The sequence below is a fragment of the Modestobacter sp. VKM Ac-2979 genome, assembly GCF_026967995.1.
In the GTDB taxonomy this organism is placed as follows: Bacteria; Actinomycetota; Actinomycetes; order Mycobacteriales; family Geodermatophilaceae; genus Modestobacter.
Map to the genome: position 1 here is coordinate 1 of NZ_JAPVBO010000003.1, position 25,072 is coordinate 25,072.

General features: G+C 73.6%; 26 protein-coding genes. 14 read left to right on the forward strand and 12 right to left on the reverse strand.

The window, feature by feature from the left end:
- Positions 1-164 precede the first annotated feature (164 nt).
- From nuoK to O2W15_RS08870, 5 genes are read right to left on the reverse strand one after another with little or no spacing between them, the layout of a single operon-like run.
- On the reverse strand, positions 165-467 hold the full coding sequence (nuoK, locus tag O2W15_RS08850) for an NADH-quinone oxidoreductase subunit NuoK (RefSeq protein WP_036334437.1): 303 nt from the start codon (positions 465-467) through the stop codon (positions 165-167).
- Entirely contained in the window at positions 464-1,015 is a 552-nt protein-coding gene (locus O2W15_RS08855; RefSeq protein WP_269179139.1) for an NADH-quinone oxidoreductase subunit J, read from the reverse strand. Before O2W15_RS08855 ends, nuoK begins: the two co-directional genes overlap by 4 nt.
- An 11-nt stretch (positions 1,016-1,026) precedes the next feature.
- Positions 1,027-1,944, reverse strand: a complete 918-nt coding sequence (locus O2W15_RS08860) for an NADH-quinone oxidoreductase subunit H (protein WP_269179140.1) — start codon at positions 1,942-1,944, stop codon at positions 1,027-1,029.
- Positions 1,941-3,008, reverse strand: a complete 1,068-nt coding sequence (locus O2W15_RS08865; RefSeq protein ID WP_269179141.1) for a hypothetical protein — start codon at positions 3,006-3,008, stop codon at positions 1,941-1,943. Before O2W15_RS08865 ends, O2W15_RS08860 begins: the two co-directional genes overlap by 4 nt.
- Positions 2,999-3,349, reverse strand: coding sequence for an NADH-quinone oxidoreductase subunit A (locus O2W15_RS08870; RefSeq protein ID WP_269163337.1), 351 nt, complete (start codon positions 3,347-3,349; stop codon positions 2,999-3,001). Before O2W15_RS08870 ends, O2W15_RS08865 begins: the two co-directional genes overlap by 10 nt.
- 145 nt (positions 3,350-3,494) lie before the next feature.
- Here O2W15_RS08870 and O2W15_RS08875 point away from each other — a divergent pair, with 145 nt between their 5' ends.
- Positions 3,495-3,812, forward strand: a complete 318-nt coding sequence (locus O2W15_RS08875) for an ArsR/SmtB family transcription factor (protein ID WP_269179142.1) — start codon at positions 3,495-3,497, stop codon at positions 3,810-3,812.
- 7 nt (positions 3,813-3,819) lie between these two features.
- Here the strand turns inward: O2W15_RS08875 and O2W15_RS08880 are convergent, their stop codons facing one another.
- Both O2W15_RS08880 and O2W15_RS08885 read right to left on the reverse strand, forming a co-directional pair.
- The gene (locus O2W15_RS08880) at positions 3,820-4,569 is read right to left on the reverse strand and encodes an SDR family oxidoreductase (protein WP_269179143.1); all 750 of its coding nucleotides are present in this window, start codon (positions 4,567-4,569) and stop codon (positions 3,820-3,822) included.
- 27 nt (positions 4,570-4,596) lie between these two features.
- Entirely contained in the window at positions 4,597-5,796 is a 1,200-nt protein-coding gene (locus O2W15_RS08885; protein ID WP_269179144.1) for a PucR family transcriptional regulator, read from the reverse strand.
- Between the two features lie 89 nt (positions 5,797-5,885).
- On the opposite strand from O2W15_RS08885, the gene O2W15_RS08890 reads away from it, so the two are divergent.
- Positions 5,886-6,992, forward strand: coding sequence for a ferredoxin reductase (locus O2W15_RS08890; protein WP_269179145.1), 1,107 nt, complete (start codon positions 5,886-5,888; stop codon positions 6,990-6,992).
- Between the two features lie 36 nt (positions 6,993-7,028).
- Positions 7,029-8,222, forward strand: a complete 1,194-nt coding sequence (locus tag O2W15_RS08895) for a fatty acid desaturase family protein (RefSeq protein WP_269179146.1) — start codon at positions 7,029-7,031, stop codon at positions 8,220-8,222.
- Positions 8,223-8,294: 72 nt separating this feature from the next.
- On the opposite strand, the gene O2W15_RS08900 is transcribed toward O2W15_RS08895, so the two are convergent.
- The 4 genes from O2W15_RS08900 to O2W15_RS08915 form a co-directional block, all read right to left on the reverse strand.
- On the reverse strand, positions 8,295-8,699 hold the full coding sequence (locus O2W15_RS08900; RefSeq protein WP_269163331.1) for a universal stress protein: 405 nt from the start codon (positions 8,697-8,699) through the stop codon (positions 8,295-8,297).
- On the reverse strand, positions 8,696-10,225 hold the full coding sequence (locus O2W15_RS08905) for a tripartite tricarboxylate transporter permease (protein WP_269163330.1): 1,530 nt from the start codon (positions 10,223-10,225) through the stop codon (positions 8,696-8,698). Before O2W15_RS08905 ends, O2W15_RS08900 begins: the two co-directional genes overlap by 4 nt.
- 10 nt (positions 10,226-10,235) lie before the next feature.
- Positions 10,236-10,868, reverse strand: coding sequence for a tripartite tricarboxylate transporter TctB family protein (locus tag O2W15_RS08910; protein ID WP_269179147.1), 633 nt, complete (start codon positions 10,866-10,868; stop codon positions 10,236-10,238).
- 70 nt (positions 10,869-10,938) lie between these two features.
- The gene (locus O2W15_RS08915) at positions 10,939-11,949 is read right to left on the reverse strand and encodes a Bug family tripartite tricarboxylate transporter substrate binding protein (protein WP_164700616.1); all 1,011 of its coding nucleotides are present in this window, start codon (positions 11,947-11,949) and stop codon (positions 10,939-10,941) included.
- Between the two features lie 142 nt (positions 11,950-12,091).
- On the opposite strand from O2W15_RS08915, the gene O2W15_RS08920 reads away from it, so the two are divergent.
- From O2W15_RS08920 to O2W15_RS08965, 10 genes are all read left to right on the forward strand, one after another.
- Positions 12,092-12,985 (forward strand): LysR substrate-binding domain-containing protein, encoded by an 894-nt coding sequence (locus O2W15_RS08920; protein ID WP_269163328.1) that lies wholly within the window; start codon positions 12,092-12,094, stop codon positions 12,983-12,985.
- Positions 12,986-13,118: 133 nt separating this feature from the next.
- Positions 13,119-14,033 carry a 5-dehydro-4-deoxyglucarate dehydratase gene (kdgD, locus tag O2W15_RS08925; protein WP_269163327.1) on the forward strand — a complete coding sequence of 305 codons (915 nt, stop codon included), beginning with the start codon at positions 13,119-13,121 and terminating at the stop codon, positions 14,031-14,033.
- Between the two features lie 48 nt (positions 14,034-14,081).
- Complete coding sequence (locus tag O2W15_RS08930) at positions 14,082-15,413, forward strand: enolase C-terminal domain-like protein (RefSeq protein ID WP_269179148.1); 1,332 nt, start codon at positions 14,082-14,084, stop codon at positions 15,411-15,413.
- Between the two features lie 20 nt (positions 15,414-15,433).
- On the forward strand, positions 15,434-16,606 hold the full coding sequence (locus O2W15_RS08935) for an L-talarate/galactarate dehydratase (RefSeq protein WP_269163325.1): 1,173 nt from the start codon (positions 15,434-15,436) through the stop codon (positions 16,604-16,606).
- 41 nt (positions 16,607-16,647) lie between these two features.
- Entirely contained in the window at positions 16,648-18,162 is a 1,515-nt protein-coding gene (locus O2W15_RS08940; RefSeq protein WP_269163324.1) for an aldehyde dehydrogenase (NADP(+)), read from the forward strand.
- Positions 18,159-19,022: an ATP-grasp domain-containing protein gene (locus O2W15_RS08945; protein WP_269179149.1), complete on the forward strand. Its 864-nt coding sequence runs from the start codon at positions 18,159-18,161 to the stop codon at positions 19,020-19,022. The genes O2W15_RS08940 and O2W15_RS08945 overlap by 4 nt, the downstream gene beginning before the upstream one ends.
- A 25-nt stretch (positions 19,023-19,047) precedes the next feature.
- Positions 19,048-19,977, forward strand: a complete 930-nt coding sequence (locus O2W15_RS08950) for an AEC family transporter (RefSeq protein ID WP_269179150.1) — start codon at positions 19,048-19,050, stop codon at positions 19,975-19,977.
- A gap of 11 nt (positions 19,978-19,988) precedes the next feature.
- A complete protein-coding gene (gene mqo, locus O2W15_RS08955) occupies positions 19,989-21,494 on the forward strand; it encodes a malate dehydrogenase (quinone) (protein WP_269163321.1) in 1,506 nt (501 codons plus the stop codon).
- A complete protein-coding gene (locus tag O2W15_RS08960; RefSeq protein ID WP_269179151.1) occupies positions 21,491-22,924 on the forward strand; it encodes an FAD-binding oxidoreductase in 1,434 nt (477 codons plus the stop codon). The genes mqo and O2W15_RS08960 overlap by 4 nt, the downstream gene beginning before the upstream one ends.
- Positions 22,925-22,953: 29 nt before the next feature.
- Positions 22,954-23,574, forward strand: coding sequence for a hypothetical protein (locus O2W15_RS08965; protein ID WP_269179152.1), 621 nt, complete (start codon positions 22,954-22,956; stop codon positions 23,572-23,574).
- On the opposite strand, the gene O2W15_RS08970 is transcribed toward O2W15_RS08965, so the two are convergent.
- Positions 23,564-23,833, reverse strand: coding sequence for a YciI-like protein (locus O2W15_RS08970; RefSeq protein WP_269163318.1), 270 nt, complete (start codon positions 23,831-23,833; stop codon positions 23,564-23,566). The genes O2W15_RS08965 and O2W15_RS08970 overlap by 11 nt on opposite strands.
- A 93-nt stretch (positions 23,834-23,926) precedes the next feature.
- Here O2W15_RS08970 and O2W15_RS08975 point away from each other — a divergent pair, with 93 nt between their 5' ends.
- Complete coding sequence (locus tag O2W15_RS08975) at positions 23,927-25,066, forward strand: zinc-dependent alcohol dehydrogenase (RefSeq protein ID WP_269179153.1); 1,140 nt, start codon at positions 23,927-23,929, stop codon at positions 25,064-25,066.
- Positions 25,067-25,072 lie beyond the last annotated feature (6 nt).

The following is a 25,072-nucleotide window of genomic DNA, read 5'->3' on the forward strand; positions in this document are numbered from 1 at the left end:
CGTGGCGCTGGGCCGGCCCAGCGCCACGGCGACCGACAGCACCAGGACGACGCCCGCCGTGACGATCCCGACCGCCGGCGCGACCCGGTCCGCGCGCCGTCCGGTGACACACAGCCCGGCGCCGACGACCGCGGGCACCACGGCGCAGGCCCAGAGCAGCCCGGTCACCGGGACAGGTCCGTGGCCATGTCGGTCATGTCCGACTGCCGGGACCGGTGCAGCAGCGTGGCCACCGCGAAGCCCATCGCCATCTCCACCGTCATCGCGGTGATCACCACGAGCAGCAGCACCTGGCCGTCGGGGGTGGGGGAGAGGAACCACCAGAAGGCCGCGGCGGCGAGGATGACGCCGTTGAGCATCAGCTCCAGGCCCATCATCACCATGACCACGACCTGCTGGGAGATGGCGCCGTAGAGGCCCACGCTGAACAGCGCGGCCGCCACCAGCAGCATCGTCTGCAGCGTCATCGCGGGGCCTTCCCGCGCAGGTCCGTACCGCGCAGGTCGTCGCCGAGCCGGTCGTACCGGCCCTTCGGCAACGCCAGCACCAGCGCGGCGACGATCGTGGCGAAGAGGACCGGCGAGACGGTCATCATCACCAGCATCTTCGACTCCATGACCGCCTCGCCCAGCGAGGTCACCAGGTCGGCGGCGGGAGCTCCGCGGCGGGTGGGCCACGGGATCAGCAGCGCCCCGGCGGCCAGCACGACGAACGTGCCGACCGCGACCGCCAGCGCCGGGCGTTTGCCGTGCACCATGTCCATGGGCATCAGCGCGGGGTTCATCCCCATGAACATGATCATGTAGATGCCCATCACGGCCATCTCCATGGTCATCATCAGCACGGTGATGACGCCGAGGAACTCCAGGTCGACCAGCAGCAGCACCAGGCCGACGGCGATGAAGGACGCGGCCAGCGCGTAGGTCGCCCGGGCCATCGAGTCGACCCGGAAGACGGCGACGCCGGTGGCCACCGCGATCACGGCGAGCACCCAGAACACGATCCCGGTCAGCACGTCCACCCTCCTCAGGCCTGGACCACGACGACGACGGACACGACCAGCAGTTGCAGCAGCACCAACGGGAGTGCGACCAGCCAGGCGGGGCCCGCGAACCGCTCCGGAGCGACCACCGGGAGCCGGCGCCGCAGCGCGACGAGCACCGCGAGCAGCCCGGCGGTCTTGACCAGCAGCCACAGCCAGGCCGGCAACAGCGGCCCGTGCCCGCCGCCGAGGAAGGCGGTGGCCCCGAAGGCGGACCCGGCGGTCAGCAGCGCGTACCGCCCGGTCGAGAGCAGCCAGCGGTCGACCCCGGACGCCTCGGTGAACACCCCACCGGCGGGTGCGCCGAGCGGCTCCCAGACGGAGAAGCCGGCGACCGCGACGCAGAAGACGGCGAACGCCACCGGCATCCAGACGACGAACCACAGCCCGGACTGCGCGGCCACCACGTCACCCAGCCGGAGGCTGCCCGCGGCGACCGCCGGCGCGGTCAGCGCGAACATCAGCGGCAGCTCGTAGGACAGCGCCTGGGCCAGGAACCGGTACCCGCCGACCAGGGCGTGGGCGCTGTTCGGGCCCCAGCCGGCCAGCCAGACCGCCGCCCACACCAGCACGTCCATCGCGTTGAACCAGACGATGCCCACCGTCAGGTCGGCGACGGTCCACCGGCCGAACGGGACGACGGCGACCATCAGCAGCGCCGCGGTGAGCAGCCCGGCGCCGCCGATCCGCTGCAACGGGAGGTCCGCGGCCACGGTGGTCCGGCGACGCTGGCCGAACAGTCGCGCCGTCTCCGCGACCGGGGTGAGCAGGCCCCTACCCAGCGGCTGCCCGGCCGACCGCGCGGCCAGCGCACCGTCCAGGCTCGCCGCGGCGGCCCCGACGACGAGCAGCAGCGCGGCCGCCACCGGCACCCAGCCGACCGAGACCTCGGTGACGGTCACGAGCCCGCCTCCGCCGGCACGGTCACCCGGTCGGCGGTGTCCAGGTCGAGCGAGGCGACCACCAGGCGGGCGGTGGCCAGGTCCAGCCCGGTGACCAGCTCGGCCACCGCGGTCAGCTCGGTGGATCGGCGCTGCTGACTCCCCTCCAGCCAGTGCCGCAGCCGGTCGTGCGCATCGCCCTCGGGGAGCCGGCCCAGACCGCGCAGCGACCAGCGGAGCAGCCGCGACCGGATGATCCGGCGGGCCAGCCGCTCGGCCTCGGGTGGCTGCCCACCGGCGAGCAGGGCGTCGCGGACCCGCGCGGCCCGGGTGGCGGCGTCGTCCCAGCCGGCCAGGCTCAGCAGGGTGGCCACCGCATCCCACCGGCCGGCCGGGGTGCCGTGCACCGGGGCGTCGGTGGGGGAGCCGTCGGCCGGCAGCAGAACCTCCGCCCGGGCGGAGACCACCAGCTCGCCCTGCAGCGTGGTGTGCAGCAGCAGGCCGGCCGGCCAGTGCGGCAGCACCGGTCCGAGGGGCACGTGCAGCACGTCGAGGTCGAGGGCGTCGGGGTCGGTCAGCTGGTCGTCGTCCCCGCCGCCGGCCAGGCCGATCCCGGCGGGCATCGGCATGTCCATGTCGCCGTGGTCCATGTCGTGGTCGCCCATGTCGCCGTCGCCGTCGCTGGCGTCGTCGTCCATGTCCATGTCGCCCATGTCGTCGTCGCCCGTGGCGGTGGTGCCGGGTTCGGGGTCGGCCGGCCGGGCGGCGGCGTCGCGGCGCTGGGCTGCGCCGTCGGCGAGCTCGGCCGCGGCACGGTCCAGGACGGCCGGGACGTCGGCGGCGGTCGTCACCTCCGCCCGGGCGCGGGGGCCGGGCAGCTGGCTCCAGACGTGGTCGACCGCGGCGGTCAGCCGGATCCCGGGGCGCCCGCACACGACCAGCAGGTCCGCGTCGGCGGGTGAGCGGGCCAGCCGCCAGCCCCGGTCCCGGACGTGCTCCTCGAGCGCGCAGCGGGTGCGGCTCCAGCCGGGCACCTCGACGGCGAGCACCGCGGTGCGGCGGGCGGCCAGCCGGCTCAGGTCCACCGCAGCGCACCCTCGCGCCAGGCCCAGAGCACGCCGGTCATCAGCACCCCGAGCAGCACGAACATCTCGATGATCGCCGAGGTCCCGATCGAGGCGACCACGGTCGCCCACGGGTACATGTAGAGCATCTCCACGTCGAAGGCGAGGAACAGCAGGGTCATCGGGTAGTACCGCGCCTCGAACCGGGACAGTGCGTGCTCGGCGGGCCGCCAGCCGGAGAGGAACGGCAGGCTCGCGACCGCGCCCGGCGCCACCGCGGTCCGCCGGTGCAGCAGGTACGCCAGCAGCACACCGCCGACGGCGAGGCCCAGCATCGCGGCGAGGCTCAGGTAGGCCGACACCAGTTCGTCCTCCGTCCGCGTCGTCCTCGGGCCGTGGCTGACCGACGGCGCGCATACCCGTGCGCCCATGCGGGTAACCGCACCGATCGTGACGGACCATCCCCATCCGGTCGACCCCGTGCGTGTGGCTGCGGCGAGGGCGCGGGTGCCCAGCCGCGAGGACGCCGCGAGCCTGTCGGCGATGCTGAGCCTGCTGGCCGACCCCACCCGGTCCCGGGTGCTCTACGCCCTCGACGTGGTCGAGGAGCTGTGCGTGGGCGACCTGGCGATGGCGCTGGAGGCGACGGAGGACGCGGTCGGCTACGCGCTGCGGCTGCTGCGCACCGCCGGCTTCGTCACCAGCCGCAAGGACGGGCGGGTCGTCTTCTACCGCCTGGCCGACGGCTTCCCGGGGCCGCTGCGGGAGCACTGCCTGCGGCAGCTCGTCGAGCTGTCCCGCCAGGTGGCCGACGGGGAGGGCTGACCCCGGCTCAGCTCCGGTGCGTGAGCGTCTCCAGGTGCTCGGCGTAGGTCTGCCTGCCGCGGACGTGGGGCTCGGCGGGGACGAGCGCACCACCGGCCATCGCCGCACCCGCCCGGCCGGGCAGCCGCACCGGGACGACGACCCGGCGCTGCCCGGTGGCGCGCAGCAGCCGCCGGACCAGGTCGCCCATGTCGTGGTCCTCCGGTCCGGCGATCGGCTGGGCGACCCCCTGCGCGGCGTCGTGCGCGAGCCGCACGAGGTGGGCGGCGACCTCGGCGGCGGCGACCGGCCGGGTGGCCATCCGGGGGACGACGACGAACGGGCGGGGGGAGCGCTCGACCAGCTGGCCGGCGAACTCGTGGAACTGGGTGGCGCGCAGCAGCGTCCAGGGCACCGGACCGGCGGCCAGCAGCTCCTCCTGCCGCCGCTTGCCCAGGTAGTAGCCGAAGTCGACGGTGTCGGCGCCGACGATCGACAGCGTGACCACGTGCCCGGCACCGGCCCGGGCGGCCGCGGCGAGCAGCTGGGAGGTGGCCGAGGTGAAGAAGGCCACCGACCGGCGCCGGCTGGTCGTGGTCACGTTCGCGACGTCGACCACCGCCTCGACGCCGTCCAGGGCGCTGTCCAGGCCGGTGCCGTCGGTCAGGTCCACCCCGTGCGAGCGGGCGAGCACGACCGGGTCGTCGCCGTGCCGCGTCAGCTCCGCGACCACCAGTGCACCCAGCAGGCCGGTGCCACCGGCCACCGCGATCCGCATGCCCCCATCCTCGGGGACGGCGGAGGATCAGGACGCGGGGGGCTGCGGGCCGAGCGCGATGGTCAGTTGGAGCACCGTCTGCGGGTCCTCGAGGCGGTCGCCGTACAGGTCGCGCAGCTGCCCCATCCGGTACCGCACGGTCTGCGGGTGCACGAACAGCTCGGCGGCGACCTGGTCGCGCCGGCCGTGGTGCAGCAGCCAGGAGCGGAGGGTCGCGGCCAGCTTCTCCCGGGTGGCCGGGGTCAGCCCGTCCAGCGGGGCGAGCGCCGCGGCCCGCAGGTCGGCCAGGGCGTCCTCGTCGGCCCGCAGCACCAGCTCCGGCAGTCGCTGCTCGGTGTCCAGCGGCGCCGCGCCGGTGGAGTGCAGCCCGAGCCGCAGGGCGCGCAGCGCGCGGGCGTAGGAGCCGGCGACCGCGGACCACGGCCGGGCCGGGCCGACCACCGCCGTCCGCCCCTCGAGGGCGCGCAGCAGGGCGGCCCGGGCGCCCTCCCCGGCGTCCGGCACCAGGAGCACGCTGAGCTCCAGGGCCGGGTCCAGCCCCGGGATGTCGTCGTCCAGCTGGAGCGTGCGCTGGCCGAGCAGCGCGACGGCGCCGCGGGCCCGCACCTCGGGGAGCAGCACGGCGGTCAGCGTCCGGGGCGGGAGCCAGCCGGCCCGCTCGGCCGCGGGGGTGAGGTCGTGCAGCGGCCGCCCGGCCAGCAGCAGCGCGCCCAGTCGTTCGCGGTGGTGCCGGCGCACCCGGCCGGTGGTCTCCAGCTCGTCGGTGTGCCCGGCCACGCTGGCGGCCGACAGCTGGTCGATGTAGGCGAACACCAGCTCGGCGAAGCGGGCCAGCGACCCCACCGAGAGGCCGGCGTCGACCGCGGTGTCGCTCATGTGCCGCCAGGACACCCGGGCGCCGACCCGGTAGGCGGCCAGCAGGGCGTCCATCGACCGTCCGCTGCGCGCCTCGCCCCGGCCGAGGGAGTACGCGCCCTCCAGTGCCGGGCCGATCGGCCGGCTCGCGTCGACGCCCCCGGCGGTGGTGGCCAGCTCCAGGAAGCCACCCAGGGCGAGCTGGACGGCGTTGGAGATCGCCCGGCCCATCTCCCCGGAGAAGGCGTCGGCGTAGCTGGGCACCTCGACGACGATGCTGGCCACCGTCTGCTGGGCCACGGCGGGGAGCTGGGCCTGCATCGCGGCGACGACCGGCGGCGGGAACGTGACCTGGTCGCTCGTGGTGTTCACCCTCTCGTTGTTCGCAGGGAACAGAAGATACCGCCCGATTCACGTCCGAGGCACAGTTGTTCGCCCTCGGTGCGGGTAAGGATCAGTACATGACCGCCACCGTCCCGCGTCCGTCGCCGGCCCGTCCTGTGCTGACCACGCTGCGTGACCGGGTGCTCAAGGTGGCCGAGCTGGTCACCACGCCGCTGCTGCCCGCCGATTACCTGGACCTGGTCGACCCGCTGCGCTCCGGCGCCGCGCTGCGCGGCCGGATCGAGGCGGTGCACCACGAGACCCGGGACGCCGCCAGCATCGTGATCCGGCCGGGCCGTGACTGGCTCCCGCACACACCCGGCCAGTACGTCCGGATCGGCATCGACATCGACGGCGTGCGGCTGTGGCGCGCGTACTCGATCACCTCGGTGCTCGGCCGCGCCGACGGCTGCTTCTCCATCACCGTGAAGGCCATCCCCGACGGCAAGGTCAGCAACCACCTGGTGCACCGCGCCCAGCCGGGCACCATCGTGCAGCTGGACCAGGCGACCGGTGAGTTCGTCCTCCCCGAGGCGCGGCCGGCGAAGGCGCTGTTCGTGACGGCGGGCTCGGGCATCACTCCGGTCATGGGCATCCTGCGCAACCTGGGCGAGGACGCCGGGTGCGACGTCGTCCTGGTGCACTCCGCGCCCACCGTCGAGGACGTCATCTTCGGTGCCGAGCTGCGCGAGCTGGCGGGGGCCGGCCGGATCCGCCTGGTCGAGCACCACACCCAGGACGCCGGCTTCCTGGACGCCCCGGCGATCGCCGACCTGGTGCCCGACCTGGCCGAGCGGGCCACCTGGGCCTGCGGCCCGGTCGGCCTGCTCGAGGCGCTGGAGGAGCACTGGGCCGACCAGGGCATCGCCGACCGGCTCTACACCGAGCGCTTCCGCCCCCGGGTGCTGGTCACCGGCGAGGGCGGCACGGTCACGTTCGCGAAGTCCGAGCGCACGCTCGAGGTCGACGGCGCGACGCCGATCCTGGACGCCGCCGAGGAGGCCGGGCTGCTGATGCCCAGCGGCTGCCGGATGGGCATCTGCTATGGCTGCGTGCTGCCGCTGCGCGAGGGCGCCGTCCGTGACCTGCGCAACGGGGAGCTGACCACCGCCGCCCCCGGTGACGGCGTCCTGATCCAGACCTGCGTCAGCGCCGCCGTTGACGCCTGCGACATCGACCACTGATCCAGAACTGCTGTCCCACCAGCTGAGGAGCTGCACATGACCGTCCTGCAGAAGAAGTCCGACAACCCGATCGCCCACCTCTCCGAGGCCGACATCGAGGCCATCGGCCGCGAGCTCGACGCCATCCGGCAGACCATCGTGGACAGCCGTGGCGAGGACGACGCGGCCTACATCCGCCGGGTCATCGACGTGCAGCGCAAGATGGAGCTGGCCAGCCGGGCCGTGCTGCTGTTCTCCAGGTTCCCGCCGGCCTGGGTCCTCGGCACCGCCGGGCTCTCGGTCGCCAAGATCCTGGAGAACATGGAGATCGGGCACAACATCCTGCACGGGCAGTGGGACTGGATGCGTGACCCGAAGATCCACTCCACGACGTGGGAGTGGGACATGGCCAGCCCGTCGGAGCAGTGGAAGCACTCGCACAACGTGCTCCACCACACGTACACGAACGTGATCGGCAAGGACAACGACCTCGGCTACGGCATCATGCGCGTCGACGAGGACCAGAAGTGGGTGCCGCTGTACCTGCTGCAGCCGGTCTGGAACTTCGTCAACGCCTGCTTCTTCGAGTACGGGATCGCCGCCTACGACCTGGAGCTGGGCAAGAACCTGGCCACCAAGGAGCGGCGGGCCGACCCGGGCTTCCGCGCCCGCGGCAAGCAGGTGCTGAAGAAGATCGGCAAGCAGATGACGAAGGACTACGTCGTCCACCCGGCGCTGTCGGGCCCGTCGTTCCTGCCCACCCTGGCGGCCAACTTCACCGCCAACGTGGTGCGCAACGTGTGGTCGCACTCGGTGATCATGTGCGGGCACTTCCCGGAGGGCGTGGAGACCTTCGAGAAGAAGTCCATCGACGGGGAGACCCGCGGTGAGTGGTACCTGCGCCAGATGCTCGGCTCGGCCAACATCTCCGGCAGCAAGGCCATGCACATCATGACCGGGAACCTCTCCCACCAGGTCGAGCACCACCTGTTCCCGGACCTGCCGAGCAACCGGTACGCCGAGATCGCCCCGCAGATCCGCGACCTCTTCGCCCGCTACGGGCTGCGGTACCACTCCGCGTCCCTGCCCCGTCAGGTCGGCTCGGCGTGGCACAAGGTCATCCGGCTCTCGCTGCCCAACGGCTGGCTGGCCCAGACCACCCCTGCTAACGCCCCGGCCCAGGTCGTCAAGCTCTACAAGATGACCACCGGTGGCCCGAAGGTGCGGCGCGCGCTCCAGGCCGCCGCCTGACAGACCGGCCCCACACACAGCACGAGGCCCGCCAGGAGATCTCCTGGCGGGCCTCGTGCCGTCCTGGGCGGGTCAGCCGGCGGTGGGGTGCGGCTTGACCGCCAGGACCGGGCGGTCGGCGTCCAGCAGGATCCGCTGGGCGCTGCTGCCCATCAGCAGCTTGCCGACGGGGGAGCGGCGGCGCAGGCCGATCACGATCACCGAGGCGTCCACGGACTCGGCCACCCGGAGCAGCTCGTCGGCCAGGTCGCCGGTGTGCGGGGTCTGCCGCAGCTCCAGGGCGACGCCGTCGGCCTCGGCGCGGGAGGTCAGCGACCGGACCAGCTCCGGTGGTGCGACGTCGGCGCTGACCGGTGCTCCGCCCCGCGGGGTGTTGAGCACCAGCAGCCCCTCCTGCCGACGGCGGGCCTCGGCGAGACCGGCCGTGAAGGCCGCCTCGCCCTCGGGCGTGGGGACGAAACCGACGAGGACGGTCACACGAGCTCCTTGGTGTTCGGGTCGGACGTGTCCTGGGCCGGCTCCTGCCGCCGGCGGCTCCGCAGGCTCGCCACGAAGGGGTACACCGCCACGATCAGGAACACGACGAGCAGGGTGCCGGAGATGGGACGGGTGAAGAAGCCGGTCGCGTCGCCGTCGAAGATCAGCAGCGAACGGCGCAAGCCGTCCTCCAGCAGAGCACCCAGCACGAAGGCCAGCAACAGCGGGCCGGGGTCGAAGCCTGCCTTCTTCATCAGGTAGCCGAGCACGCCGAAGACGATGACCAGCACGATGTCGAAGACGCTGTTGTTGACCGTGTAGACGCCGATCAGCGTGATGAGCACGGTGATCGGCGCCAGGATGGCCGGCCGCACCCGGAGGATCTTCACGAACAGCCCGACCAGCGGGATGCTCATGATCAGCAACAGGATGTTGCCGATGTACATCGAGTTGACGACGCCCCAGAACAGCTCCGGCTCCTCGGTGACCAGCTGCGGGCCGGGGGTGACCCCCACCACGAGCAGGGCGCCGAAGATCACCGCCATGGTCGCGTTGGCGGGGATGCCCAGCGTGAGCAGCGGGATGAAGGACGACGTCGCGGCGGCGTTGTTCGCCGTCTCGGGCCCGGCCACGCCCTCGACCGCCCCCTTGCCGAAGCGTTCCGGCGTCTTGGAGCGCCGTTTCTCCACCGCGTAGGCGGCGAGCGAGGAGAGGGTCGCACCACCCCCGGGGAGGATGCCGAGGAAGAAGCCGATCACCGACCCGCGGCCGATCGCGCCCGAGGACTGGCGCAGGTCCTGGCGGGAGGGCCAGACGTTGGCGACCTTGGTCGGCGCCTGGGTGGCGTTGTGCCGCTGCTCCAGGTTGTAGAGGATCTCGCCGAGACCGAAGAGGCCCATCGCGATCGGCACGAAGTCCAGGCCGTCAGCCAGGTTCAGGTTGCCGAAGGTGAACCGCTCGGTGGCGGTGAAGCCGTCGCGGCCGACCGTGGCGAGCAGCAGGCCGACGCAGGCCGCGACGACCGCCTTGAGCCGGCTGCCACTGCTGACGGTGGCGACCAGCAGGATGCCGAGCAGCGCCAGGGCGGTGTACTCCGGCGGCCCGAAGTCCAGCGCGAAGCTGGCCACGAGGGGGGCGAGGAAGGACAGGGCGACGATCGAGATCGTGCCGCCGGCGAACGAGCCGATCGCCGCGATCCCGAGCGCGGTCCCCGCCTTGCCCTGGCGGGCCATGGCGTAGCCGTCGAAGACGGTGACCACCGACGACGCCTCGCCCGGCAGCTTGAGCAGGACGGAGGTGATCGTGCCGCCGTACTGGGCGCCGTAGAAGATGCCGGCCAGCATGATGATCGCGGTCACCGGCTCGATGCCGATGGTGATCGGCAGCAGGATCGCGATGGTGGCGGCGGGGCCGAGGCCCGGCAGCACGCCGACGAGCATGCCGACGACGACGCCGATCAGGCAGTAGAGCAGATTGGTCGGTTCCAGGACGACGGCGAAGCCGTCGAGCACCGGGGCGAGGTCCAACGGACTCTCCTCAGAAGAGGTGCGGGATGGGGACCGAGAGGGCCGCGACGAAGACGAGGTAGAAGGCGACCACCACGCCGATGCTGACGATCGCGGACGTCCGCCAGCTCTCGCCGCCCAGGAAGCGGAGCCAGACGAAGGCCAGCAGCACGGCAGGGATCTCGAAGCCGATGGTGCCGATGGCAGCGACGAAGACGAGCATCGTGGCCAGCCCGGCGAGGACCAGCCAGGACGACCTGGAGAACTGCTCGGTGTCGGTGGTCCGGCGGGCGGTGGCCGCCAGGCCCACGCCCAGCACGACCAGCAGCACGCCGAGGATCAAGGGCCAGATGCCCGGTCCCGGCGTGCGTGCGGTGCCGGCGCCGAGCGCCAGGGCGCCGACGGTGGCGGCCGCCCCCAGTGCGACCACGAGTGCCGCGATCACCAGGTTCGTGGCCGGGCCGGCCGGTGGCGGGCGGTGCTCGGCCTCCTCCTCGACCTCCTGCGCGAGGTCCTCGAGGTCGTGCAGCGTCGAGGGGGTGTCGGTGGTCGCCGGGGCGGTGTCGGTCGGGTGGGGGGCCACGTTCCCCTGGGGGGTGGCCCCGGCGGCCGTGCGGCCGCCGGGGCTCCCTGGGGTGTGCGCCCCGTCGTGCGCAGAGCTCACGAGTTCTCCTCGCTCCTGCTCGGGGTCATCGGGACGCAGGTCGCGTCCCGGACCATCGGGGACCCGAGGGTCACGCATCTCCACCGAGGTCGATGCCGTACTCCTCGACCACGGCACGGTAGTTGTCCAGGTTCTCGGTCCACCGCTCCCGGATCTCCTCACCGTCGACCTCGAGGGGGGTGAGCAGGTTGTCCTCGTTGAGCTGCTGGTAGGCCTCCGTCTCGAACGCGGCCTCGAAACCGTCGCGCAGCGTCTGCATGACGTCGTCCGGCACGCCCTGGGGGGCGAAGACGGCGCGCGACTGCTGCACCGGCACGTCGTAGCCGGCCTCGACCGCGGTCGGGGTGTCGGGCAGGTAGCTCGGACGCTCCTCGGCGAAGGTCACGATCGGGGTGAGGCCGCCGGACTCGATCTGCTCGATGGCCTCACCGAGCTGGACGGAGCCGACGTCCACCTGCCCGCCGAGCACGGCGGTCAGCGTGGGCGAACCGCCGTCGAACGGGACGGCGGTGGCGTCGATGTCGGCCTGCGCGAACAGCAGCTCCTGGGACAGCTGGCTGCCGGTGCCCACCCCGGTGGTGCCGAAGGTGATCGGGCGACCGGCCGCGGCCAGGTCCTCGACCGTGCTGAAGCCGGAGCCCGGCGCGGTCACCAGGACGTAGTCGTCCAGGGAGAGGCCCGTGACGATGTCGAAGTCGGCGATGTCGGGGGCCTCGCCCTCGCCCACCGCGAGCGGGGTGATGTAGGCCAGGCTGCCGTTGTAGACCATGAGGGTATGGCCGTCCGGGTCCTCGCCGGCCAGCTGCTGGGCGGCCAGCGCACCGTTGGCGCCGGGCCGGTTCTCCACGGTCACCGGGACGCCGAGCTCGTCGGAGAGGCCGTCGGCCGCCGCGCGGGCGATCAGGTCGGTGCTGCCGCCGGGGTCCTGCCCGACCAGCATCGTGATCGGGTCGCCGCCCGGGAACTCCTCCTCGGAGTCCGACCCGCCGCCGACGTTCCCCCCGCAGGCGGTGAGGGAGAGGGCCAGGGTGAGTCCGGCGCCGGACAGTGCCCAGCGACGGGCGCGGTGGTTCGTGGTCATGGTGGTTCTCCTCTTCGAGAAGCCGTCGGTCCGGCCTGGGGGTGCTGTGAGTGCCGTCACGAACGCGGGGACGACCGAAGAGTAGGAACGGCCGCTCATGCCTGTCCAAATCCATTGGAGCATTGATTGATACCTTCGCTGCATGGCGTTCACCTTGGAGCAGCTCCGCGGTTTCGTCGCCGTCGCCGAGGAGCTCCACTTCGGCCGCGCGGCGGAGCGGCTCCAGATGACCCAGCCACCGCTCAGTCGGCAGATTCAGAAGCTGGAGCGGGTGGTCGGTGCCCAGTTGCTCGAGCGGGACAACCGGCGGGTCGACCTCACCGCCGCCGGTGAGGTCTTCCTGGTCGAGGCCCGCCGGCTGCTCACCCTGGCCGATGGCGCACCAGAACTGGCGCGCCGGGTCTCCTCCGGGTCCAGCGGCGTGCTGCGGATCGGCTTCACCGCGGCGTCCGCCTACGGCGTGCTCGGCCGGCTGCTCGACGACCTGGGTGCCGCCCTGCCCGACGTGGACGTCGACCTCGCCGAGATGGTGACCAGGGAGCAGGTGGCCGGCCTGCTGGCCGAGGAGATCGACCTCGGGCTGGCCCGGCCGCCGTTCGACGCCGAGCGGTTCGGCTCCCGGCTGCTGCACCGCGAGTCCCTGCTGGTCGCCGCTCCGCTGGGGCACCGGCTCCTCGCACTGGACCGGCCGGTCACCGCGGCCGACCTGGCCGGTGAGCCGGTGGTGATGCACTCGCCGACCCAGGCGCGGTACTTCTACGACCTGGTGGTCGGGTTCGTGCCGGCGACCTCGGAGAACGCGGTGCACACCGTCAGTCAGGTGCTCACCATGCTCTGGCTCGTCGCCGCCGGCCGGGGGGTCGCGTTCGTCCCGGAGTCGGCAGCCGGGCTCACCATCGCGGGGGTCGGACTGGTGCGCCTGGAGACCCCGGTGCCCGAGCCGGTCGAGCTGCACCTGCTCTGGGCCCGGGAGTCGAAGAACCCGGCGCTGTGGCGTGCGCTGGACGTCCTGGCGGATGGGCAAGCGCTTTCATGATGCCCTGTGCGCATCGAACGATGCGGAACTGCTCTTGGACAGGCATCGCAGGCCGTTCCTAGGGTGACGTCGACCACCGCCCGCGACCTCCGGTCGACAGTGCGCGGACCCGTCGAACCCAAGGACACGACCCGTGACGTTGCTGCCCCCGGATGCTCTCGCTGACCGGCTGAAGTCCGGTCTGCTGTCGTTCCCGGTCACCCACTTCGACGCCGAGCTGCAGTTCGACGAACCCCGCTACCGCGAGCACCTGGCCTGGCAGTCGAGCTTCGACGTGGCCGGCCTGTTCGCCGCGGGCGGCACGGGGGAGGGCTTCTCGCTCACCCCCGCCGAGATCGACCGGGTGGTCCGGGTGGCCGTCGACGAGGTGGCCGGCCGGGTGCCCGTCATCGCCCCGGCCACCGGCGGCACCGCCGTCTCGGTCGCCCAGGCCCAGGCCGCCCAGGCCGCCGGTGCCGATGGCCTGCTGCTCTTCCCGCCCTACCTCACCGAGGCCAGCCAGGCCGGTCTGGTCGAGCACGTCAGCGCCGTCTGCCGGGCCACCGACCTCGGTGTGGTCGTCTACAGCCGGGCAAACGCCGTGCTCGGCGACGGCGCCGTCGCCGAGCTCGCCGACCGGAACCCCAACCTCATCGGGCTCAAGGACGGCGTCGGCGACATCGAGCAGATGACCCGCACCTACGCCAAGGTCGGCGACCGGCTCATCTACGTCGGCGGCCTGCCCACCGCCGAGACGTTCGCCCTCCCGCTGCTCCAGCTGGGGGTGAGCACGTACTCCTCGGCGCTGTACAACTTCGTGCCCGAGTTCGCGCTCCGGTTCTACGCCGCCGTCCGCGCCCAGGACCGCGTGGCGGTCTACGGGATGCTCAACGACTTCGTCCTCCCGTACCTCGACATCCGCGACCGGGCCCGCGGCTACGCGGTCTCGATCGTGAAGGCCGGTCTCACCGCGGTGGGCCGGGACGGTGGCCGGGTGCGCCCGCCGCTCACCGACCTGACCGAGGCCGAGCTCGGCGAGCTGACCACGCTGGTCTCCAAGCTCTCCTGAACCCCGGGTCCCCGGACCCGCTGCCCGCCGTCTGCTGAGAGGAACCCGATGACCGGCACCACGCCGACCGTCGCCCGCGTCGAGGTGGTGCCCGTCGCCGGGCACGACAGCATGCTGCTCAACCTCAGCGGCGCGCACGGCCCCTTCTTCACCCGCAACATCGTGATCGTCACCGACAGCGAGGGCCGCGAGGGCGTGGGGGAGGTGCCCGGCGGCGAGGACATCCGGCGGACGGTGGCCGACGCCGGCCCGCTGCTCGTCGGGCAGCCGGTGGCCGCCTTCGGCCGGCTGCTGCGCTCGGTCGCGGACACCTTCGCCGACCGGGACGCCGGCGGCCGCGGTCTGCAGACCTTCGACCTCCGGACGACCGTCCACGCGGTGACCGGGCTGGAGTCCGCGCTGCTGGACCTGCTCGGGCAGCACCTGGGGGTCCCGGTCGCCGAGCTGCTGGGCGACGGGCAGCAGCGCGACGCGGTGCCGATGCTGGGCTACCTCTTCTACATCGGGGACCGGACGGCGACCGACCTGCCCTACGTCGCCGAGCCGACCCCGGCCGACGACTGGGAGCGGCTCCGTCGGGAGCCCGCACTCACCCCCGAGGCGGTCGTCGCCCTGGCCGAGGCGGCCCAGGCCCGCTACGGCTTCACCGACTTCAAGCTCAAGGGCGGCGTGCTCGCCGGCGAGCAGGAGGTCGCCGCCGTCCGGGCACTGGCGCAGCGGTTCCCCGACGCCCGGATCACGCTGGACCCCAACGGGGGCTGGCTGCTCGCCGACGCCGTCCGGCTGCTCGGCGACCTGCACGGGGTGCTCGCCTACGCCGAGGACCCGGTCGGGGCCGAGGGCGGCTTCTCCGGGCGGGAGGTCATGGCGGAGTTCCGGCAGGCCACCGGGTTGCCGACGGCCACCAACATGATCGCCACCGACTGGCGGCAGATGGCACACGCCGTCCGGTCGCACGCCGTGGACATCCCGCTGGCCGACCCGCACTTCTGGACCATGCGCGGTTCGGTGCGGGTGGCCCAGCTGTGCGCCGACTTCGGCCTGACCTGGGGATCGCACTCCAACAACCACTTCGACATCTCGCTGGCGATGTTCACCCAGGTCGGGGCTGCCGCGCCGGGGGAGATCACCGCGCTGGACACCCACTGGATCTGGCAGGACGGCCAGGCGCTCACCCGGTCGCCGTTGCAGATCCGGGACGGGGCGATCGCGGTCCCCACCGCGCCGGGACTCGGCGTCGAGCTGGACCGGGACGCCCTGGGCGCGGCCCACGAGCTCTACCGCGAGCACGGGCTCGGCGCCCGGGACGACGCGGTCGCCATGCAGTACCTCGTGCCCGACTGGGGCTTCGACCCCAAGCGTCCCTGCCTGGTGCGCTGACCCCGATGCCTGGAGCTGCCATGACGACGACGTCCGCCCCGACCCCGACCACCTCCGCCCCGGCCGTCCTGGACCGGATCGAGTCGATCTCGCTCTCCTCGGTCACGCTGCCGCTGCCCAACCCGATCAGCGACGCGAAGGTGTTCACCGGCCGGCAGCGGCCGATGACCGAGGTCGCGTTCCTGTTCGCCGAGATCCGGACCGAGGCCGGCCACGAGGGCGTGGGGTTCAGCTACTCCAAGCGGGCCGGTGGGCCCGCGCAGTTCGCCCACGCCCGGGAGGTCGCCCCCGGCCTGATCGGCGAGGACCCCAACGACATCGCCCGGCTGTGGACCAAGCTGGTCTGGGCGGGGGCGTCGGTCGGCCGCAGCGGGGCCTCGACGCAGGCGATCGCCGCGATCGACGTGGCGCTGTGGGACCTCAAGGCCAAGCGCGCCGGGCTGCCGTTGGCCAAGCTGCTGGGTGCCCACCGCGACTCGGTGCGTTGCTACAACACCTCCGGCGGCTTCCTGCACGAGACGGTCGAGCAGGTCAAGGACAACGCCACGCGGACGCTGGAGAGCGGCGTCGGCGGCATCAAGATCAAGGTCGGCCTGCCGGACTCGGCGGAGGACCTGCGCCGGGTGCGCGCCGTCCGCGAGCACCTGGGTGACGGCGTGCCGTTCATGGTCGACGCCAACCAGCAGTGGGACCGGCCCACGGCCATGCGGGTCAGCCGCCGGCTGGAGGAGTTCGACCTGGTGTGGATCGAGGAGCCGCTGGACGCCTACGACGCCGAGGGGCACGCCCAGCTCGCCCGCTCGCTGGACACCGCGATCGCCACCGGGGAGATGCTCACCAGCGTCGCCGAGCACCGCGAGCTCATCCGGGCCGGCTCGGTCGACATCCTGCAGCCCGACGCCCCCCGGATCGGCGGCATCACGCAGTTCCTGAAGCTGGCCGCGCTCGCCGACGACGCGAACCTGCAGATCGCGCCGCACTTCGCGATGGAGATCCACGTGCACCTGGCCGCGGCCTACCCGCACGAGCCGTGGGTCGAGCACTTCGACTGGCTGCACCCGCTGTTCAACGAGCGGCTGGAGACCCGCGACGGCCGGATGCACCTGTCCGACCGCCCCGGTCTCGGTGTCACCCTGACCGAGCAGGCGCGCGCCTGGACCGTGGACCGCGTCCACGTCGACGCGCCCCACTGACCTGCCCCACTGACCCGCCCCCAGAACCGACAGGAGCACCCATGACCGACGTCGTGAGCATCGACCCGCGCAACGGGCAGGCGGCCGAGGTGGTCGCGCAGGAGACCACCCCCGAGGAGGTGGCCCGGCTGTGCGAGGCGGCCCTGGCCGCTGCCCCGGCTCTGGAGGAGATGGGACGGGCGGGTCGGGCCGGCCTGCTGCGGGCCCTGGCGGACGCGCTGGAGGCCCGGCGGGAGGACGTCGTCGCCGTCGCCGACCGGGAGACCGCCCTGGGCACCGGCCGGCTGAACGGCGAGCTGACCCGCACCGCCTACCAGCTGCGGCTCTTCGCCGAGGTGCTCGGAGAGGGCAGTTACCTCGAGGCCACCATCGACCACGCCGGTGACACCCCCATGGGCCCGCGCCCGGACCTGCGCCGGATGCTGCTCCCGATCGGCCCGGTCGCCGTCTTCGGCGCCAGCAACTTCCCGCTCGCCTTCTCCGTGCCCGGCGGCGACACCGCCTCGGCCCTGGCGGCCGGCTGCCCGGTGGTGGTGAAGGCGCACGGCTCGCACCCGGCCACCTCCCAGCTGGTCTTCGAGGTGTTCGTGGCCGCGGCCCGCGAGGCCGGCGCCCCCGAGGGGACGCTCGGCCTGGTGCACGGCCTGCAGGCCGGCGCGACCCTGGTCGCCCACCCGGCCATCCGCGCGGTCGGCTTCACCGGCTCCGTGAACGGCGGCCGGGCGCTGCTGCAGATCATCGAGCAGCGCCCGGACCCGATCCCGTTCTTCGGTGAGCTGAGCAGCCTGAACCCGGTGGTGGTCACCACGCAGGCCGCCGCCGAGCGCGGCAGCCAGCTCGGGCAGGAGCTCGTCGGGTCCTTCACCCTCGGCGCCGGTCAGTTCTGCACCAAGCCCGGCCTGGTGCTCGTGCCCACCGGTCCGGAGGGGGACCAGGTCGTCGACGCGATGGCCGAGGCGGTGCGCGGCAGCAGCCCGCAGGTGCTGCTCAACGAGGGCATCGCGGCGTCGTTCGGGAAGCTGTCCGCCGCCATCGCCGAGGCGCCGGGGGTCACCGCTGTCGCCCGTGGCACCGAGGGCGACGGCACCGGTTTCGCCGCGACGCCGCTGCTGCTGAGCACCTCGGCCGCCGGGCTGCCCGAGCAGGTCACCGAGGAGGTCTTCGGCCCGGTCGCGGTCGTGGCCCGGTACGACGGCGAGCCGGACCTCTTCGCCGCGCTGGCGAAGATGCCCTCCTCGCTCACCGCCACGGTGCTGCGGGGCGCAGGGGAGACCCAGCTGCCGCTGGCGGTCTCCCAGGAGCTCCGCACCCGGGCCGGCCGCATCGTCTACGACGCCTACCCGACCGGTGTCGCGGTGTCCTGGGCGCAGCACCACGGCGGGCCGTGGCCGTCGACGAACTCCCAGCACACCTCGGTCGGCACCTCGGCGATCCGCCGGTTCCTCCGCCCGGTCACCTGGCAGGGCGCCCCGGCCGACGTGCTCCCGGCCGAGCTCACCGACGACCACACGAGCATCCCGCGGCGGATCGACGGCGTCCTCCAGCTGCCGGCGTGAGCGCGCGGGTCGCGCTGGTCAGCAGCGAGCGGGGGCTGCGGGTCGACCCCGACCTGCCGATCGCGGCGCCTGCGCTGCGGTCGGCGGGGCTGGCCGTCGACCTCGTGCGCTGGGACGACCCGGAGGTCGACTGGGCGGGCTACGACCTGGCCGTCGTCCGCTCGTGCTGGGACTACGCCTGGCGGCGGGCGGAGTTCCTGGCCTGGGCCGCCGCCGTCCCGCGGCTGCGCAACCCGGTCGAGGTGCTGGCCTGGAACACCGACAAGGCCCACCTGCGGGACCTCGTCGCCGCCGGGCTGCCCGTCGTCCCGACCGTCTGGGACCCCACCGACGTCGCCGCGCTGCCGGAGGCGGGGGAGTGGGTGGTGAAGCCGTCGATCTCGGCCGGCTCCCGGGACACCGCCCGGTGGACCGAGCCGGCGGCGGTGCTCGGGCACGTGGCCGAGCTGACCGCGGCCGGCCGGACGGCGATGGTCCAGCCCTACCTGGCCAGCGTGGACGACGCCGGGGAGACCGCGATGCTCTTCCTCGGCGGCCGCTTCTCCCACGCGGTGCGCAAGGGCGCGCTGCTACAGCGCGGCGAGGGTGTGCGCCAGGACCGCGACAGCCGCGGCGACCTGCGCGCGGTCGAGCCGACCCCGGAGCAGCGGGCGGTCGCCCAGGCGGTGTTCGACGCGGTGCCGTCGCTCGTGCCCGGTGCCGCCCCGGTGCTGTACGCCCGGATCGACCTGGTCGCCGATGCGGGCGGCTCCCCGGTGGTGCTCGAGCTGGAGCTGGCCGAGCCGAGCCTCTTCCTCCCGCAGGCCCCGGACGGCGCCCTCGCCCAGCTGGTGTCCGCGGTGGAGGACGCGATCCGGTGACCGCCACGGTGCGGCCTGCGGCCACGTGACCGCGGTCCTGAGCGGGTTCGCCGCCCTGGCCGCGGTCATCGCCGTCGGCTGGCTCACCGGCCGCACCGGGGCACTGGGCCCCGACGCCGCCGGGGTGCTGTCCCGGCTGTCCTACTTCGTCGCGACGCCGGCGTTGCTGCTGCTGACGCTGGCCGAGGCCGACCCGGCGGGGCTGTTCACCGCCGCTCTGGTGGCGACTGGCGGCAGTGCCCTGATCGCGGCCGCGCTGTACGCCGGGCTCGCCCGCTGGTGGTGGCGGTTGCGCCCGGCCTCGCTGACCACCGGCGCGCTCGCGTCCTCCTACGTCAACGCCGGGAACCTCGGCCTCCCGATCGCCGTCTACGTGCTCGGCGACGCCACCTACGTGGCACCGGTGCTGCTCTTCCAGGTGCTGGTCATGGCCCCGGTGGGGCTCGCGGTGCTGGCCGGCTCGCGCGGGCCGGAAGAGGGCGCGCCGTCCCGCTGGCAGGTGCTCACCCAGCCGGTGCGCACGCCGGTGGTGCTCGGCTGCCTGGTCGGCCTGCTGCTGGCCGAGACCGGGTGGCGGCTGCCCGCGGTCGTGCTCCAGCCGGTCGAGCTGCTCGCCGCCCTCGCCGTCCCCGCGGCGCTGCTCGCCTTCGGGTCGAGTCTGCACGGGGCGCCGCGGCCGGCGTCCGGGGACGGCGGAGGCCAGGTCTGGCTGGCCGTCACGCTCAAGACGGCGGTGCAGCCGGCGCTGGCCTACGCGCTGGGCCGCTGGGGGGTCGGGCTGGCGGGGGTGCCGTTGCTGGCGGTCACGCTCACCTCCGCCCTGCCCACCGCGCAGAACGTGTTCGTCTACGCCACGACCTACGACCGGGGCAGTGCGGTGGCTCGCGACGTCGTGCTGCTGACCACCGTGCTGTCGGTGCCGGTGCTGCTCGGTGTGGCGGTGTTGCTGAGATGAGAGGGAGAGCGATGACCGACGCTGGACCAGAGGACCGGGACGTCGTCCTGGTCGGTGGCGGGGTGATGAGCGCGACGCTGGGCGTGCTGCTCAGCGAGCTGGAGCCGGACTGGACGATCACCGTGGTCGAGCGGCTGGACGCCGCGGGGCTGGAGAGCTCGAGCGCCTGGAACAACGCCGGCACGGGGCACGCCGGGCTCTGCGAGTTCAACTACACGCCCCGCCGTCCCGACGGGACCGTCGACGTGTCGGCCGCGGTGCAGATCGGCGCACAGTTCCTCACCTCGCTGACCCTGTGGGCCCACCTGGTCGAGCGCGGGCTCCTCGGCGCACCGGAGGACTTCATCCGCTCGGTGCCGCACCTGGGGCTGGGGCGGGGCGACGAGGGGGTGGCGTACCTGCGGGCCCGCTGGGAGGCCCTGCGCGACCACCCGCTGTTCGCCGGCCAAGAGTTCTCCGACGACCCGGCGGTGCTCGCCGGGTGGCTGCCGCTGGTGTTCGACCAGCGGCCCCCGGGTCAGCCGATCGCGGCGACCCGCTCGGTCCAGGGCACCGACGTCGACTTCGGCGTGCTCACCCGCCGGCTGCTGTCCGCGCTGGCCGCACGGGGCGCGGACGTCCGGTTCGGCCAGCAGACGCAGGGGCTGCGGCGGAGCGGGGACCGGTGGCACCTGGACGTGCGCGACCGGCGCACCGGAGCACGGCGGCAGCTGCGCGCCCCGTACGTCTTCGTGGGTGCCGGCGGCGGGACCCTCCCGCTGCTGCAGGCGGCTCGGGTGCCCGAGGTGCGCCGGTACGGCGTCTTCCCGATCAGCGGCCAGTTCCTGCGCACCGACCGGCCCGAGCTGGTCGCCGCCCACCGGGCCAAGCTGTACGGCCACGCGGCGCCGGGTGCGCCGCCGATCTCGGTGCCCCACCTGGACCGGCGGGTCGTGGAGGGGCGCGACCACCTGCTCTTCGGGCCGTTCGCCGCCTTCTCCCCGCGGTTCCTCACCCAGGGTCGGCTCACCGACCTGGTGCGCTCCGTGCGGCGGGGCAACCTGCCGACCCTGCTGGCCGCCGCCCGGGACAACCGCAGCCTGATGGCCTACCTGGTGCGACAGCTGCGCCAGACCCCGCAGGACAGGATCGCGGCGCTCGCGGAGTTCGTCCCGTCGGTCCGTGCCGAGGACTGGGAGCTGATCACCGCCGGGCAGCGGGTGCAGGTGCTCAAGACCACGGAGGGCCGCGGCAGCATGGTCGGCTTCGGGACCGAGCTGGTGACCTCGGCCGGCGGCTCCCTGGCGGCGCTGCTCGGCGCCTCGCCCGGGGCCTCGACCGCCGCGGCGACCATGGTGGACGTGCTGGCGGCGAGCTTCCCGGGGCGGACGGCGGCGTGGGGGCCCCGGCTCAGCGAGCTGGCCCCGTCGGCGGACACCGTGCACGGCTGGGACGCCGCCCAGCTCGCGGCGAACGTGGACCACGCCCGCGCCGTCCTGCAGCTGACCCCGGTCCGGTCCGGAGGGGACACCGCATGACCACCCCCGATGCCCTCCCGGCCCTGCTCGCGGCGCTGCACGACGCCGTCGGCCCGGCCGGGCTGGTCACCGACCCCGACCAGGTGCGCAGCCACCTGACCGACTGGCGCGGCGCGTACTCCGGCGAGGCCGCAGCGGTGGTCCGACCGGCCAGCACCGAGGAGGTCGCCGCGGTGGTCCGGCTGTGCCGGGACGCCGGGGTCGGCGTGGTCCCGCAGGGCGGCAACACCGGCCTGTGCGGGGGCGCGGTGCCGGACGCCACGGGTCGGCAGGTGGTGCTGTCGCTGACCCGGATGCGCCGGATCCGGGAGCTCGACCCGGCCAACCAGACGATCACCGTGGAGGCCGGCGTCGTGCTGCAGTCGGTGCAGGAGGCCGCTGCGGCCGCCGACCGGCTGTTCCCGCTGTCGCTGGGCGCGGAGGGCAGCTGCACGATCGGCGGCAACCTGGCCACCAACGCCGGCGGCACGGCGGTGCTCCGCTACGGCACCATGCGCGACCTGGTGCTGGGTCTGGAGGTGGTCCTCCCCGACGGGCGGATCTGGCACGGGCTCCGAGGCCTGCGCAAGGACAACACCGGCTACGACCTCAAGCACCTGTTCGTCGGAGCCGAGGGCACGCTCGGCATCATCACCGCCGCGGTGCTCAAGCTGTTCCCCGCCGTCCGCAGCCGGGCCACCGCCTGGGTGGCGCTGCCCGGGCCGGCGGCGGCGGTCGAGCTGATCGAGGTGGTGCGCGCGTTGGCCGGCGACCGGCTGACCGGCTTCGAGGTGATGAGCCGGCAGAGCGTGGACTTCGTGCTCGCGCACGCGGCCGGTGCCCGCGACCCGTTCGCCGAGGTGCACCCCTGGTACGCGCTGGTCGAGCTCAGCGACACCCTGCCCGACGCCGGGTTGGGCGAGGTGGTGGAGACCGCGCTGGGCGAGGCGTTCGAGCGGGACCTCGCGCTGGACGCCGTCATCGCCTCGGGATCGGCGCAGGTGGCCGCGCTGTGGGCGCTGCGCGAGGGGATCTCCGAGGCGCAGAACCGGGAGGGCCCCAGCCTCAAGCACGACGTCACCGTGCCGGTCAGCCGCATCCCGGCGTTCGTCGAGCAGACCGACCGCGCGCTGGCCGCCGCCGTCCCCGGCATCCGGGTGGTCGCCTACGGGCACGTGGGCGACGGCAACCTGCACTACAACCTGAGCAAGCCGGCGGGCAGCGACGACGCGGCGTTCCGCGCCCGGGCCGACGAGCTGGCCCGGGTGGTCTACGACTCGACCGCATCCTTCGCCGGCAGCATCAGCGCCGAGCACGGCGTCGGGGTGGCCAAGCGGGACCTGCTCACCGACTACGAGGACCCGCTGGAACTGGAGTTGATGCGCGGGGTCAAGGCGCTGCTCGACCCGGTGGGGCTGATGAACCCGGGGAAGGTGCTGCCGGCGGGTTGAGCGGACGCGGTCGTGGACAGGGACCACCGGTGACGACGCGACTGCGGTTCGACGGCTGGATCCTCGGGACCGGCACCACGTCGGGCACCCGGATCGTGCTCGGGCACTGGCCGTCCTCGCCGCTGGGGGCGTTCTCCGACGTCATGGTGCAGCGGCCGGACGGGCACCGGGTGCTGCTCGCGCCTGGTCCGGAGGTCGCCGAGTTCGTCGGCTCGACGTACACCTTCGACGAGGTGCGGCTGGTGGACGTGGCGGTGACCCGGCGCGGCGCGACCTGGACGGTGCGCGCCGGCCCGCTGGCGATGTCGGTCCGGGTCGGCCGCCGTCCCGGGCTGGGCCGGGTGCTGCGTGCGGTGCCCGCGCCGCTGGCCCGGCGACCCGGCTGGGTCGGGCTGCTCGACCGGCCGGCCCGGCTGCTGACCGGGCTGCGCACCACCGGCTCGGCCGGCAACGGGCGCACCGAGTGGTACGGCGTGCAGGACCTGCACACCGTGGCCTCGGTGGACGCGACGTGGGACGGCGAGCCGCTGGGCGCGGTGTCGCCGGTGCGGCCACCGGTCACCTTCGGGTTCGGCTCGGTGCCGCCCCGTCCCTCGGTGGTGCGGGTGACGACGACGGTGGAACTGCCCGGACCGCAGGTCAGCCGATGACCACGTTCCAGGGCCGGATGGTCCACCCGGTCACCAGCCCGTGCACGACGTAAGGGTCGGCCTCGACGAACCGCTCGACGACCTCGCGGGACGCGGTCCACACCAGCAGCGCCCGGTCGAAGGGGTCCGGCAGCGCGCCGCCCAGCAGCAGCTCACCCCGCTCGTGGGCAGCCCGGGCCAGGCCGAGGTGGTCGTCCCGCAGGGCCGCCCGGCGCTCCAGGTAGTCCTCGGCCAGCGTGTACTCCAGCAGCAGGTGCATGCCCGCCACCCTCACACACCCGGTGGCGGTTGCCGGAGCCGCGCACGGGGCACCCCGGGCGGACGAGCCGTACCTGGAGGCACCATGCGCGCGATGACCTACCGAGGCCCCTACAAACTGCGGGTCGAGGAGAAGGACCGGCCCCGGATCGAGCACCCGAACGACGCGATCGTCCGGGTGACGCTGGCCGCGATCTGCGGTTCCGACCTGCACCTGTACCACGGGTTGATGCCGGACACCCGGGTCGGCCACACCTTCGGCCACGAGTTCATCGGCATCGTCGACGAGGTGGGCCCGTCGGTGCAGCACCTGAAGGTCGGCGACCGGGTGATGGTGCCGTTCAACGTCTTCTGCGGCTCGTGCTGGTTCTGCGCCCGCGGCCTCTACTCCAACTGCCACAACGTGAACCCGAACGCGACCGCGGTCGGGGGCATCTACGGCTACTCGCACACCACCGGCGGCTACGACGGCGGCCAGGCGGAGTACGTGCGGGTGCCCTTCGCCGACGTCGGGCCGGTGCTGATCCCGGACTGGATGCACGACGAGGACGCCGTCCTGCTCACCGACGCCGCCGCGACCGGGTACTTCGGGGCGCAGCTGGGCGAGATCGTCGAGGGCGACACCGTGGTGGTCCTGGGCGCCGGGCCGGTGGGCCTGATCGCCGCCCAGTCCTCCTGGCTGATGGGCGCCGGCCGGGTCATCGTCGTCGACCACCTCACCGAGCGGCTGGCGAAGGCCCGGGAGATGGCCCACGCCGAGACGCTGGACTACGACGAGCTGGACGACGTCGTGGTCGAGCTGAAGCAGCAGACCGACTTCCTCGGCGCCGACGTCGTCATCGACGCGGTGGGCGCGGAGGCCGACGGCAACGCCCTCCAGCAGTTCACCGGACCGAAGTTCAAGCTGCAGGGCGGGTCGGCCACCGCGCTGAACTGGGCGATCGACGCCGCACGCAAGGGCGGCACCATCGCGGTGGTGGGCGCCTACGGCCCGATCCCGAACGCGGTCAAGTTCGGCGACGCGATGAACAAGGGCCTCACCCTGCGGATGAACCAGACCCCGGTAAAGCGGCAGTGGCCCCGGATGTTCGAGCACGTGCGCAACGGACACCTGACCCCGCGGCAGATGGTCACCCACCGGTTCCCGCTGGAGGACATCGCCGAGGCCTACCACGTCTTCTCCGCCAAGCTCGACGGCTGCATCAAGCCGCTCGTCGTGCCGAACGCGACCTGAGGGAGC

What these genes read in the sequence shown, in the direction of transcription:
- O2W15_RS08930 (WP_269179148.1), top strand. Translation starts at nt 14,082, where the DNA reads ATGACCGGCACCACGCCGACCGTCGCCCGCGTCGAGGTGGTGCCCGTC.
- O2W15_RS08975 (WP_269179153.1), top strand. Translation starts at nt 23,927, where the DNA reads ATGACCTACCGAGGCCCCTACAAACTGCGGGTCGAGGAGAAGGACCGG.
- O2W15_RS08915 (WP_164700616.1), bottom strand. Translation starts at nt 11,949, where the DNA reads ATGACCACGAACCACCGCGCCCGTCGCTGGGCACTGTCCGGCGCCGGA.
- O2W15_RS08920 (WP_269163328.1), top strand. Translation starts at nt 12,092, where the DNA reads ATGGCGTTCACCTTGGAGCAGCTCCGCGGTTTCGTCGCCGTCGCCGAG.
- O2W15_RS08890 (WP_269179145.1), top strand. Translation starts at nt 5,886, where the DNA reads ATGACCGCCACCGTCCCGCGTCCGTCGCCGGCCCGTCCTGTGCTGACC.
- O2W15_RS08895 (WP_269179146.1), top strand. Translation starts at nt 7,029, where the DNA reads ATGACCGTCCTGCAGAAGAAGTCCGACAACCCGATCGCCCACCTCTCC.
- O2W15_RS08940 (WP_269163324.1), top strand. Translation starts at nt 16,648, where the DNA reads ATGACCGACGTCGTGAGCATCGACCCGCGCAACGGGCAGGCGGCCGAG.
- O2W15_RS08960 (WP_269179151.1), top strand. Translation starts at nt 21,491, where the DNA reads ATGACCACCCCCGATGCCCTCCCGGCCCTGCTCGCGGCGCTGCACGAC.
- mqo (WP_269163321.1), top strand. Translation starts at nt 19,989, where the DNA reads ATGACCGACGCTGGACCAGAGGACCGGGACGTCGTCCTGGTCGGTGGC.
- O2W15_RS08970 (WP_269163318.1), bottom strand. Translation starts at nt 23,833, where the DNA reads ATGCACCTGCTGCTGGAGTACACGCTGGCCGAGGACTACCTGGAGCGC.
- O2W15_RS08880 (WP_269179143.1), bottom strand. Translation starts at nt 4,569, where the DNA reads ATGCGGATCGCGGTGGCCGGTGGCACCGGCCTGCTGGGTGCACTGGTG.
- nuoK (WP_036334437.1), bottom strand. Translation starts at nt 467, where the DNA reads ATGACGCTGCAGACGATGCTGCTGGTGGCGGCCGCGCTGTTCAGCGTG.
- O2W15_RS08935 (WP_269163325.1), top strand. Translation starts at nt 15,434, where the DNA reads ATGACGACGACGTCCGCCCCGACCCCGACCACCTCCGCCCCGGCCGTC.